Annotated in this window: 15 protein-coding genes; 9 read left to right on the top strand and 6 right to left on the bottom strand. The window is 36.0% G+C overall.

Annotated elements, in window-relative coordinates; translation table 11 throughout:
- Window positions 1-32 precede the first annotated feature (32 nt).
- Complete coding sequence (locus tag M2373_RS05745) at window positions 33-953, top strand: LysR family transcriptional regulator (protein WP_259108535.1); 921 nt, start codon at window positions 33-35, stop codon at window positions 951-953.
- On the opposite strand, the gene M2373_RS05740 is transcribed toward M2373_RS05745, so the two are convergent.
- Window positions 906-1373 (bottom strand): N-acetyltransferase, encoded by a 468-nt coding sequence (locus M2373_RS05740; protein ID WP_259108534.1) that lies wholly within the window; start codon window positions 1371-1373, stop codon window positions 906-908. The genes M2373_RS05745 and M2373_RS05740 overlap by 48 nt on opposite strands.
- Window positions 1374-1808 (bottom strand): GNAT family N-acetyltransferase, encoded by a 435-nt coding sequence (locus M2373_RS05735; RefSeq protein WP_259108533.1) that lies wholly within the window; start codon window positions 1806-1808, stop codon window positions 1374-1376.
- A gap of 198 nt (window positions 1809-2006) precedes the next feature.
- Here M2373_RS05735 and M2373_RS05730 point away from each other — a divergent pair, with 198 nt between their 5' ends.
- Both M2373_RS05730 and M2373_RS05725 read left to right on the top strand, forming a co-directional pair.
- On the top strand, window positions 2007-2882 hold the full coding sequence (locus M2373_RS05730) for an aldo/keto reductase (protein ID WP_259108532.1): 876 nt from the start codon (window positions 2007-2009) through the stop codon (window positions 2880-2882).
- A 123-nt stretch (window positions 2883-3005) separates the two neighbouring features.
- Window positions 3006-3224 carry a hypothetical protein gene (locus tag M2373_RS05725; protein ID WP_259108531.1) on the top strand — a complete coding sequence of 73 codons (219 nt, stop codon included), beginning with the start codon at window positions 3006-3008 and terminating at the stop codon, window positions 3222-3224.
- Window positions 3225-3303: 79 nt separating this feature from the next.
- Here M2373_RS05725 and murC read toward each other — a convergent pair whose 3' ends face one another.
- The 4 genes from murC to M2373_RS05705 are packed head-to-tail and all read right to left on the bottom strand — an operon-like array spanning window position 3304 to window position 6555.
- Window positions 3304-4641, bottom strand: coding sequence for a UDP-N-acetylmuramate--L-alanine ligase (murC, locus tag M2373_RS05720; protein WP_259108530.1), 1338 nt, complete (start codon window positions 4639-4641; stop codon window positions 3304-3306).
- A 2-nt stretch (window positions 4642-4643) separates the two neighbouring features.
- On the bottom strand, window positions 4644-5084 hold the full coding sequence (locus M2373_RS05715; RefSeq protein WP_259108529.1) for a hypothetical protein: 441 nt from the start codon (window positions 5082-5084) through the stop codon (window positions 4644-4646).
- Window positions 5085-5094: 10 nt separating this feature from the next.
- Complete coding sequence (locus M2373_RS05710; protein ID WP_259108528.1) at window positions 5095-5901, bottom strand: 1-acyl-sn-glycerol-3-phosphate acyltransferase; 807 nt, start codon at window positions 5899-5901, stop codon at window positions 5095-5097.
- Window positions 5902-5928: 27 nt separating this feature from the next.
- Complete coding sequence (locus M2373_RS05705; protein WP_259108526.1) at window positions 5929-6555, bottom strand: CoA pyrophosphatase; 627 nt, start codon at window positions 6553-6555, stop codon at window positions 5929-5931.
- Between the two features lie 264 nt (window positions 6556-6819).
- On the opposite strand from M2373_RS05705, the gene M2373_RS05700 reads away from it, so the two are divergent.
- From M2373_RS05700 to M2373_RS05675, 6 genes are all read left to right on the top strand, one after another.
- Window positions 6820-7638, top strand: a complete 819-nt coding sequence (locus M2373_RS05700; protein WP_259108524.1) for a hypothetical protein — start codon at window positions 6820-6822, stop codon at window positions 7636-7638.
- Window positions 7639-7807: 169 nt separating this feature from the next.
- The gene (locus M2373_RS05695; protein ID WP_259108522.1) at window positions 7808-8206 is read left to right on the top strand and encodes a hypothetical protein; all 399 of its coding nucleotides are present in this window, start codon (window positions 7808-7810) and stop codon (window positions 8204-8206) included.
- Window positions 8207-8217: 11 nt separating this feature from the next.
- Window positions 8218-8949 carry a curli production assembly/transport protein CsgE gene (locus tag M2373_RS05690; protein ID WP_259108520.1) on the top strand — a complete coding sequence of 244 codons (732 nt, stop codon included), beginning with the start codon at window positions 8218-8220 and terminating at the stop codon, window positions 8947-8949.
- Window positions 8950-8960: 11 nt separating this feature from the next.
- Window positions 8961-9371 carry a curli production assembly/transport component CsgF gene (locus M2373_RS05685; protein WP_259108518.1) on the top strand — a complete coding sequence of 137 codons (411 nt, stop codon included), beginning with the start codon at window positions 8961-8963 and terminating at the stop codon, window positions 9369-9371.
- Between the two features lie 27 nt (window positions 9372-9398).
- Window positions 9399-10766 (top strand): CsgG/HfaB family protein, encoded by a 1368-nt coding sequence (locus M2373_RS05680; RefSeq protein ID WP_259108517.1) that lies wholly within the window; start codon window positions 9399-9401, stop codon window positions 10764-10766.
- A gap of 10 nt (window positions 10767-10776) precedes the next feature.
- Complete coding sequence (locus M2373_RS05675) at window positions 10777-12288, top strand: carboxypeptidase-like regulatory domain-containing protein (RefSeq protein ID WP_259108515.1); 1512 nt, start codon at window positions 10777-10779, stop codon at window positions 12286-12288.
- Window positions 12289-12413 lie beyond the last annotated feature (125 nt).

The following is a 12413-nucleotide window of genomic DNA, read 5'->3' as shown; positions in this document are numbered from 1 at the left end:
AAATTTGTATCAGAATATTAATAAGTAAAATCATGGTCAATTTAGAATGGTACCGAACTTTTAAAGCGATTTATAAAACAGGAACTTTAACGGGAGCTGCTGATTCTCTGTTTATTTCGCAGCCGGGAGTCAGTCTGCATCTTAGTTCTCTGGAAGCCTATGTCGGATATAAATTATTTGACAGGACAGGAAGGAAAATGATTCCTACTGAAAGAGGAAAGGTTTTATTCAACGCGATTTCTGAACCATTGACCAAATTGGAAGATGTAGAGAAAAACTTCCAGAAATCTACAGAAAAACATACTCCAACCATAAGCGTGGGAATGTGTTTTGAAACTTTTCAGACGACTTTGGAGCAGTATGTTTCAACCTTACCTTTTAATTTAATTATCAGTTTCGGAGAATATCCTGAAATGCTGGATCAACTGGATAAAGGGATTTTAGATTTAATTATTACTCCTAAAAAAGGGACTTCACCTAATATTTTGCATGAAGCGTTTTCTTCTGAACAAATTATTCTGGTTGGCGGAAAAGATGTCGATACGGAAAGTTTCAATAAAGTAGCGAATACAAAAAGTACCGAACATATCGAAGAATGGCTGAAACAGGAAAAATGGTACGGAACAACCGGAGATATGGAGCACCTTTTTCAATTCTGGATTTTGAATTTTGGACATAAACCGAATTTCCGACCGAATTATATTGTTCCGAATCTAAACTCTATTATCCGTTGTCTGAAGGGCGGAACAGGATTGGCGGTCGTTCCTGATTTTTTATGCAAAAATGAAATCGAAAACGGTGACGTGAAATTAATTTGGGAAGGAGAACAAAAATTAGAAAATACATTATATTTCGGATGCCGGAAAAAAACAATGTATCAGGAAGAAATCGATCATATCAAAGGCTTATTCAGAAAGATGATGAGTAAGGATGATCATGTCTTGCATCTGTAAGCCGTTTTCAAAAATAGGGAATGGGTAATTTTCTACAAAAAAGTTTTTACTGACTCCACTTTTTATAAAATCATTCTTTTCATAAAACTTTATTTGCTGAAACCCGGTATCTGAAGTTCCGACGATTAAACGAGTATAATGATTTTGTCTAGCAATTTCTTTGGCTTTATCAATTAAAATACTTCCGATTCCCTGGCTTCGGTGAGCTTCAATAACGGCTATATTTTTTACTTCCAATTGGGTTTCATCTATCGGGTATAAAGCTAAGACAGCAATATCCTGATGCCCATCATTCAAAATGTAAATATCAGATTCAAAAATATATTTGTCAATTGCCTCTTTCGTCTCATCCGCTAATAAAAGTAATTCATAAGGGATTTCCGATTTTGATCTTATCTTATAAAAAATGAAATTTTCCATCTATAAACTCATATGAATAATCGGATAATTTTTTCCTGAACCATCTTTTTCAGATCTTCCGACCTGTTTGAATCCTAGCTTTTCGTAAAAGCCAATGGCTTGTGGATTTTGTTCATTTACATCAACTTTTATTAGATTCGTTTTCTCTTTCATAAATTGATATAGTTCTTTACCCAAACCTTTTCCACGCGCATCATTATGAATGAAAAGCATTTCTAAATTTCCTTCAGCAACAGATGCGAAACCTTGCAGATTATTGTTGTCAGAAATTAAATATACTTCCAGATTCGGCAAATAATCTCTCGGAATAATTTCTTTAAAATAATCGAAATCATCTTTAGCAAGAAAATCGTGCGTCGCTTTTACAGCAGATTCCCAGATTTCCATGATTCTTGGATAATCTTCTGAAGTAGCAATTCTGATTGGGTGTGGCATAATTTTAAATTTTGAACAAAAGTAAAAAATAGAAATTAGAAGCTAGACTTTAGACCTTAGTTTTGTGGAAATGAAAATGTAAATTTCTTGAATTAGGAATCTTCAGATGAAACTTAATTTTAAGTAAAATTGGTAGCCCGGAATTCCAAAATTTTGTTGCAAATTTGTTTAACCTTAATAATAATTAAACTAAATAGTATGCAACAAAAAACATACACAGGGCAGCCTGTGATTACTTTAAATAACGGAGTTGACATCCCGGCTTTAGGTTTCGGAGTTTGGCAGATGGAAAATTTACAGGAATGTGAAAATGCTGTGATCAAAGCCATTGAAACAGGGTACAGAATGATCGATACGGCTTCTATTTACCAAAATGAAACAGCAGTTGGAAATGCGATTAAAAACAGTGGAGTAGACAGAGAAGATTTGTTTGTCACTTCAAAATTATGGGTTCAGGATACTACCTATGACAAAGCGAAAAGTGCTTTTCAGAGAACGTTGGACAGATTACAGCTGGATTATCTGGATATGTATTTGATTCACTGGCCGTATTCGGATTTTACAGGAGCGTGGAAGGCATTGGAAGAACTTTACAATGAAGGAAAAATAAAAGCAATAGGAGTTTGTAATTTTACGGTTGAGAAAATGGAGGAATTAAAAGCAAATTCTACGGTTCTTCCGGTAATTAATCAAATAGAACTACATCCGATTTTCCAGCAAAAAGAGCTTCAGGTATACGACAGAGAAAATAATATCATTACTCAGCCATGGAGCCCGCTTGGAAACGGAAATGCAGGGCTTCTGGATAATGCAGAGCTGAAAAATATTGCTTCCAAATATAACAAAACGGTGGCTCAGGTGATCCTGAGATGGCACTTGCAGGAAGGGTTCTGTGTAATACCTAAATCTGTAACTCCCTCAAGAATTGAAGAAAATTTCAATGTTTTTGATTTTGAGCTTACAGAAGATGAAATGAATGTGGTTCGTTCTTTAGACACTGGGAAAAGATTATTCTTTGATCCTAAAGATCCGGCTTGGGAAGAAAAAATGTTGAATTCTGTAGCAGATATTTAATCAGAATTTTTTACAAATATTATAAGGAAGCTTTAATGAGAGCTTCCTTTTTTTATGAATTTGGATACAAGAAATCAAAAAATAAGTTTATCTTTAAATATAATAATCACAAAAAAATAAGTTATGATTTCTAAAAATCCAACAGAAATTACAGATCCCATTGCACACCCTGATGAAGGTGCTAAAGAAGAAACTTCTGCAGAAACTTTAGAAAGTATTTATCAAAATATACTCCATTCTGCTGAGGCATCAGAGAGTACGGAAGATGAAAAAAGTACGCAGGAGCAAGAAAAAGTGAATCAAAACGGCATCCCAACAAACGGAGAAAATTCTACGGAATAAATACACACAGAAAAATGAAGTCAATAAAAAAGAGCTGCATTCACGTATGAATACAGCTCTTATATTTTTATGTAAATATTTATTTTGTTAAATCAAGACCTCCAAAGTTACCAGAGCTCATCATCAGAAATACTCCCTGTGTTTTGTCCAATAGTTCCCAGTATGCGTGAAGTTCTTCAGCACTGGTAAAAACTTTTAAGTTTTCATTTTTGAATTTCTCTTTAATCAACTCAGGAGAAATGGGTTCCATTCTTTTGATCTTCAAGGCATCTTCAGAATAGAAGACAATGGCTTCATCCAAGCCATCCATTGCATGATCGTACTGTTCTAAAAATGCAGGATTTAAGCTTGAATAAGTATGAAGTTCCAGGAAACCGTATTTTTTATCTTTTTTAAACTGCTCTTGAAAGGCTTTTACAGCTGCTTTCACTTTGCTTGGAGCATGTGCAAAGTCTTTATAAAGTGTTCCTTGATCTTCTCTTTCTACTTTTTCAAGACGCTTAGAAGCTCCTTTAAAACTTATAATCGCTTCATAGAAATCTTCATCCATAATCCCCAAATGCTGGCAGATATGTCTTGCTCCCTCCAGATTCAACAGGTTGTGAGCTCCGAAAACAGAAAGCGGTACATCACCCATTTCTGTTTTTAAATGAACTTTTCCATTCATGATTTCATATTCGGGAGTGTTGTAAGGGATTTTTCTGAAATAATTTTCAGCAGCCTCCACAACTTTCACTACTTCAGCATCTTCTTCATTGTATACCAGAATTCCGCCCGGAGTAATGCTTGCAACAAATCTTCTGAACTGTTCTATATAATCGTCAAATGTTTTGAAAACATTGATATGATCCCAGGCGATGCCGCTTATTAAAGCGATATTGGGCTGATACAATAAAAACTTTGAACGAAGATCAATAGGGGAAGACAGATATTCGTCACCTTCCAGCACCATAAAATCGTTGTCCTGCGTCAGTTTTACCATACAGTCGAAGCCTTCCAGCTGAGCCCCCACCATAAAATCAACATCTTTCTGATGAAAATTCAGAACATGAAGAATCATTGATGTAATTGTTGTTTTTCCGTGAGAACCGGCGATCACAACTCTCGTTTTATTTTTAGACTGTTCGTAAAGAAATTCAGGATAGGAATAAATTTTTAAACCCAGTTCTTTTGCTCTTGCCAGCTCAGGATTGTCCTGATGAGCATGCATTCCAAGAATGACAGCATCAATATCGGAAGTGATTTTTTCAGGAAACCAGCCCAATTCTGCGGGTAAAATTCCCTTTTTTTCCAACCTTGATTTTGAAGGTTCAAAAATAGCATCATCTGAACCTGTAACCTGATATCCTTTGTCTTTTAATGCAATCGCAAGATTATGCATCGCGCTTCCGCCGATAGCGATAAAATGGGTCTTCAACTTTATTTACTGTTTTTTACATTATTATTAATGATCTCCTGAAAGACAGTGGTGATGTTTTTCCAGTTCGTTTTATAGTTAGGCATGATCGAGCTGGCATCGGTTTTACTGCCTTCATTCGGACCTGTCTTTATATTGATCGTGGTCGCTACAATATCATAGATCTTTTTACGATCTTCCTGTATTCTTCTGAAGTTATTTTGAGAAAGAGTAGTTGTTATTTTTTTTAAATCTTCATCAGAAACTTTAAAATCCTGTTTGTACTTTTTCCCCTGACCTTCAAAAGAATAATGGGCATTGTTACCTTTTATCAGTAAATTTTCATAAATAGGAGCATAACCTCCGCTTTTAGAATAACTTACGTCAAAATCTGAATATACTTTTTGGCTATTGCATGAAACTAATACTATGATTGCGAATAAGATCCCTATTATTCTTTTCATATATTTTACTTTAATTATCTGAGTCCTTTTGTTCTAATTTTTTAGCTTTAAGTTCTTCATCATAACTGTGTAATAAATTGAAATCTTCTGTCTGCTCAATGGCAGTCATAATTTTCAACAAAATTTCATGTGCGTTTTCTTTATCGTAATCGATATCGAGAGGCTGTTTAAACTCCATGGTAGGTTTTACGCCCGTTACTTTTACACGAAGCCCTTTTTTATCAAATGCTCTTCGGAACCCATTGATCTTAATGGGAATTACAATCGGACGCTGGTTTTTTACCAGTTTCGCTGTGCCTCTTCTTCCTTGGGCAAAAGCAGATGTAGTACCTTGAGGGAAAGTAGCTACCCAGCCATTGTCTAAGGCTTTCATAATATTATCAACCTCAGTAAGATCTACCATTCTGTTGACATTTTTGCCTTCAGCTCTCCAGGTTCTTTTTACTGTTACAGCACCTGCAATTTTAAAAATTTTTGGAAGAATACCTTTATTCATGGTTTCTTCAGCAGCCACATAGTAAAAATCAATCTTCGGATTCAGTAGATAAATCGGGTTTTTGATCGTATTTAAATATCCGTTGTTAACTGCACAGAATGCATGGTACATTGCGGCAACATCAGCAAAATAAGTTTGATGGTTTGATACAAATAATACATTGGAATCCGGAAGATCCACAAGGTGCTCAGTACCTGTTATTTTCAATTTATTAAAGCCATTGAATCTTCTGTAAGAAACAAATCCTAAAATAAAAATGATTACCCTTTTTAAAAAATAGGGTGTACCGAATGCATCAGTGAAAATATTTTTCTTCGCCATCTTTCAATTAAACACGATTGTGCAAAGTTACATTTTTTTCAGCAACTGGCTGAATTCACTTAAAATCATTGCTGTAGCTCCCCAGATAATATATCCGTTGAAATTGATAACCGGTACTTCATGTCCGGCAGCACTTGGAAGTGCCATTATTTCAGGTTGATCAGGAAGATTTAAGAAGGACGTAATCGGAAACTCAATCACTTCTACGGCTTCACTCTGCTGTAAAATGAATTCAGGATTTTTTTTGGTATACGAAATATAAGTATACACATAGAAGTTGCTCGGGGGAATATAGATTGGTGACATCTCCCGGATAATTCTTACATAATGTTTTTCGATACCGATTTCTTCTGAAGTTTCGCGGACTGCGGTTTCAGCAAAATCTTTATCCATTTCTTCGCGCTTCCCACCAGGCAAAGAGATTTGCCCGCTGTGTCTGTCATGTTCATTGATCGTTCTTTGGATCAGCGGAAAATGCCACTCATCATTTTTCAGGTACAAAACAATGTTCACGGCAGCAAATTTTGGATTTTTTTCCAAAACCTCATCATAAGTAAATACGGGACGGGACGGTGGTGAAAATACTCCATGAGCATTTATACCAGGCAGTTCCGCGGTTTTTATTTTTCGTAATAAATCTTTTCCAAAACTCATACTTCAAATTTAGTAATATATCCCGAAGAAAAGAAGAGCACAGCATGTTAATTAATCATAATTCACCAAATGGGTTATGGGATTAATTATGTAAAGTTTTTATGTATTTCTACGTAATTATTTTCCGTGATACGACAAAAACGGTAAACAGTGACATTTGATACTGCAAACCATGATTTTTAAAATTTGCACTTTTGCAGTGGTTTCTCAAGTACCTTCAGAAGCTACCTTTGTCTTACTATTAACCAATTAATTTTTACTAAGATGAAAAACTTTATTACAGGTGTATTTACACTAATGGCCATGGGTTTCACATTTGCACAAGCAAATATTGATGTAACTACTCAAACCGGAAACTTAAATGTTGCTACTGTAGACCAAACCGGTCTTTTGAACATGAACTCTTTGACACAAGATGGGAATCGTAATACCGCTGATATCGATCAGGTGGGTATTTTAAACAGCAATACTGCCGAAAGTATTGGAAACAGAAACTCAATAGATGTAGATCAGTTGGGAATAGGAAACTCCAATGAAGTAAGCCAGGTGGGTAACCGTAATGAAGCTCAGACATTACAGATCGGTCTTACTAATGAAGTAGATCAATGGCAGATAGGAAGAAGAAATGAAGCTACGGCTATACAGCTAGGAGTAGACAATACGATTATTCAGTATCAGGATGGTAGAAGAAATAGTGCTACCGCTATTCAGGTAGGAGATGATAACTGGGCAGCTCAGGTACAGCTTGGCCGAAGAAATGAAGCTACTGCTTTACAGGTAGGCTCTGGAAATGCTCTTGTTCAGTATCAGGATGGTAATGACAACGTAGCGGCTCACGTACAGTTAGGAGATGATAACCTTGCAGTGGCAGCTCAGGTCGGAAATGATAACACTGCTGCCGGATTACAAATGGGATCAGATAACCAGTTGTATCAAATTCAGGTAGGAAATTCTAATACTGCTCTTGATGTACAAATGGGTAATGATAACTTTACCTGGGTAAGTCAAAGTGGTGACGCTCATATGCATTTAGGAGTTCAGATGGGTAACAGCAATTCGATGACCATTACTCAGTCTAACTAATCGCTTAAGAGGTAAACTATAAATTTTTATTCTAAAGGGAGAGGCTTTTGCTTCCCCTTTTTTTTGTCTTAAAAAAAAGAGTACCTGAAAACCGTGATTTTTAATTTCTACCTGCCAGACGTGTTTTCTTCAGCCCTTTATTGATGTACCTTTAAGTAAAATTAATGCCATGTTTAAGCTGGGATACAGTGCTCTTACACTTGTTTTTTCTCTGTCTGTCAATGCACAGCAGGTTGACTGGGATAAGGTGAACAGCCAGACAGTTCTTTCTGTTATAGCTCAACAAAATCCTGATCAGAATGATTCTTTCTCTACTGTTATCCAGGTAGGTGATTTTAATAATACTGAATTGTCCCTTAATGCAAAAACTAATATTTCAGTAATGCAGGCGGGAGATTATAACACACTTTATTTTATTAATTCATTTACTGATACAGAAACAAAAGCAACGGTTGCCGCCCAAGGTAACAATAATATCATTGATATCACAGGAAGCAACAGCATATCAGATGGTATGGAGATTAAAGTGAAAGGAGATAACAAAACGATTTTCATGAGAAATTATTAAAAACAGGAATAATGAAAAAATTATGCTCTTTGAATTTGTGTACAATTTTATTCTTCCTGTCTGTCTTGTGTTACGGACAGGAAGATAAAAAAGTATCTGCGAAAATTGAAAGCAGCATTCTCGAAAATCAGATCAAACTAAAAGCTGTTGTTACCAATAATACGTCTATCTATAAAGAGCTCAATTATCTTTTGGTATCCATAAAAAAAGGAGACAGCGGAAATCTCTCAAACAATCAGCAAAGCGGAAAGTTTTCTATCAATCCCAATGAAGTAAAAGCTTTATCCGAGATCAATGTTAATTACGAAAAAAAAGATGCCTTAAAGGTTTTTCTTTATGTAAAGGATGAAGAAACTCAAAAGCTTGTGGCAAAAGACAGTCTGGAAATCAATCATGATCTCTTCAGACAAAAGGTGAGCAAGGTGGAAGAAGATGTGGTTTTTGAGCTTAAAGGTCTCACGATAGACGAAACAAAAAGTAAGATAGGAAAAGATTTTTATGATTTGTTTTATTTACAGTATAGCCAGCTTCCTGATAAAAGCAATGCAGCGATCACTATTACGGAGCTTCCTACTAGAGGGAATTCCGGACAGATTACAATAGAAATAGATGATAAAGTGATCTACAGTTTTATGACCAATCCCAGTGAAGATTATCTGAAAGAGCAGTTGGTCAACAGTTTAAAATATATCAAAGAATTTAATGCCAGGAAAAATCTCATAAAAAATGAATTTATATATTAAAAACGTCCGCCATGAAAACTTTTTTAATTATTCTGAGCCTCGCTGCAGGGATGTTCTTCGGAAAATCTCAACAGCTCGTTTATAAGCCGATAAATCCTGCCTTTGGCGGAGATACGTTCAATTATCAATGGCTTTTAAGTTCAGCAAATGCACAAAACCAGTTTGATGAAAAAAATTCTTACAGTGATTTGCTGGATAATCTGAATTCCGTAGACAGTTTCAGCCAAAGCTTAAACCGACAGGTGCTTAGCGAATTGTCAAGAAAATTGTTTGAAGATCAATTCGGAGAGGGAAGTATACAACCCGGAAACTATCTTTTCGGATCACTTTATTTACAGGTGACCACGACCTCTAAGGGACTTCTTATTAATATTTTGGATACCAGTACAGGCGATCAGTCCGAGATCGTGATTCCGAAATAAAAAAAGTAACTAAAAACCAAACTTATCATGAGAGTCTACACTTACACTAGAATCTTTTTCTGTGCTGCCTTGTTGTGTATTATACAAGCCTGCAGCTCTCTGTTCGGATTGCCTTCCAATCCGGAAAAATCGACCATGGGAGAAAATACCTCCTATACTACCGAACTGAAAAATCTGCCTTTACCCAAAGAAAAAATTGTAATAGGAGTTTATAAATTCAGGGATCAGACAGGACAATATAAACCCTCTGAAAACGGAAATAACTGGAGTACTGCTGTTCCGCAGGGTACGACAACGATACTTATAAAAGCGCTTGAAGACAGCCGCTGGTTTATTCCGATTGAAAGAGAAAATATTGCCAATCTTCTGAATGAAAGACAGATTATCCGTTCCACAAGACAGGAATATTTAAAAGAAGCTGATAAAAACAGTCAGGCTCTGCCGCCACTTTTATACGCCGGAATTCTTTTGGAAGGCGGGGTGATTTCCTATGACAGCAATATTATGACAGGTGGTCTTGGAGCGAGATATTTCGGAATCGGGGCATCTACACAGTATCGCCAGGACAGAATTACGATTTATCTGCGTGCTGTATCTACCTTAAACGGGGAAATCCTTAAAACTGTTTATACTTCAAAAACCATTCTTTCAACAAGCGTTAACGGAAGTTTTTTCAGATATATTGATACAGAAAGACTTTTGGAAGCTGAGGTTGGACTGACTCAAAATGAGCCTGTTCAGCTTGCTGTAACTGAAGCGATTGAAAAAGCGGTAAAATCATTAATTGTAGAAGGGATCAGAGATAAAATATGGGGTAAATCTGTAGAAGATAACGGGGCAGGTTACCAGGCCGTACTTAAAGAATATAATGAAGAACAGAACGATAATGAAAACCGGGTAATAGGCAATAAATTTCCCAATAATTACAGACAGAAATTTTCAGTATTTGGGCAGGTTGAAGCGCAAAAAATAAAAGACGATTATGTAAATCCCAAAATGAATATAGGGGGAAAAGTAGGTTTTAAATACTTCCTAAATCCTAATTTCAATATTGAAGTTAATGGTAATTATTTTACTCTTGAAAATGAAAACATCATCAAGCGTAATTATTACGGTCCAGAGCTTAATCTCGAATATCTTATTCTTCCTAAATACAAGCTTAGTCCGTTTATTTATGGTGGTGCAGGAGCATTGTATTCTGAAGTGAAACCGCAGTATAAAGGTCAGTTCGGAGGTGGACTGGAGTATGTTATCGACAAAAATATGGCCATCAGGGTATCCTCACAATATGATCTTGGTTTTAAAGATGACTGGGAAGGGATGGTGAACGGAAAAAGAAAAGATCAGGCGATCAGATTTGCATTGGGGATCAATTTTTATATCGGAAACAAATAAAACATAAACTATGAAAACTCTACTAAAAATACTCAGCATATTTATCTTTTCTCTATGTCTATTTTCCTGTGATGAAGATCTCGTAGATCAGGCACAGACTGGAATTTTAAAAGGAAAAGTGGTGAAGAGAGGAACAAATGAACCTATTTCCAATGTGAAGATCTTCACAGCACCCACGACAAAAACTGTGTTCAGCGGTACCGATGGTACATTTGAAATAAGCGAAATGCCTGTTGGAAATTATTCTGTAAAAGCAGAATTATCAGGGTATGTTACCAATTTCCAAGGGGTTAATATACAGAATCAGAATCAGGTTGTAACCGTTGTATTTGAGATGGATGATGATGAATCATTAAACTCTCCACCTACTACACCGCAGTTGCTAAGTCCGGTTGATAACGCGGTGAATCAGCCATTAAATGTTGAGCTGACGTGGAATGCCACAGATGCAGATACAATCGATGTTTTGAAATATAGTTTGACAATTAAGAATAATCTTGACACTAACGTGATTCAGGTTAATGATTTGACGGCGAAACACTATACGCTTTCAAATTTAAAGTTTGGTGTAAGTTACTTCTGGCAGGTGTCTGTTTCGGACGGCATTCACCCGCCAGTTTTAAGCTCAATCAGTAAATTTACCACCAATACGGTTCCTGCCAACCGTTATCATTACGTTCAAAAGCAAAACGGAAACTTTGTGATCTTATCAAGCGATCAGTTGGGAAATAATTTCCAATTCACCAATTCATCCTATAACAGCTGGCGGCCGCGAAAAAATAATAATGCAGGACTGATTGCTTTTTTAAGAACAGAAGGAGGAAGTACGCATCTTTATACGGCTAATCCGGATGGTTCCAATACTTTTAAAGTAACAACAGTTCCGGTGGCTGGTTTTAATGCTTATGAGATGGATTTTGCATGGAGTACAAACGGTCAGGAGCTTCTGTATTCAAATTTTAATAAACTATATCGTATCAATAAGGATGGAAGCGGTTTGAATCTCGTATATACGACTCCCGACGGAAGTATGATTTCTGAATGTGACTGGAGCTATGACGGAAGTAAAGTTGCTCTTAAAACCAATGATTTTAATGGTTATAATACAAAAATTTACATTATTGATATGGTAGGGAATACGCTGAAAAATGTTCTCACAGGCTCTCCCGGGGCAAGTGGAGGCCTTAATTTTTCTGTTGACGGTCAGCTTCTTTTGTACACCCGTGATATTTCCGGTTATCAGGATGGGAGCGGAAATTATCGCCAGCTGGATTCCCATATTTTTATGTATAACTTAACGAATGATGTCAATACAGACATTTCCTTGGAAAGTGATAAGCCAGCAGGAACAAATGATTTGGATCCAAGATTTTCGCCCAATAATGCACAGGTTATTTTCATGAATACTTCAAATGATAATATTTCCCAGCGAAATGTTACGGTGATTGATCTGAACAGCTCTCTGACTGATCTTTCGAGAGCTGCTCTTTTCAGTAACGGTGAAATGCCGGATTATGAATGATTTTATATGAACAGTAAAAGTCAATGGTGAAAAATCATTCATTGACTTTTATTTAACTGTTTATCAATAATATTAAAATATTTTCAGATTTTTTTCATGGTATAAGAAAATTCCAAACCTTTAAG

The organism is Chryseobacterium sp. JUb7 (assembly GCF_024806495.1).
Classification (GTDB): domain Bacteria; phylum Bacteroidota; class Bacteroidia; order Flavobacteriales; family Weeksellaceae; genus Chryseobacterium.
Note: the sequence above shows the minus strand (reverse complement) of the source record. Positions and strands in the feature narration are given on the sequence as shown.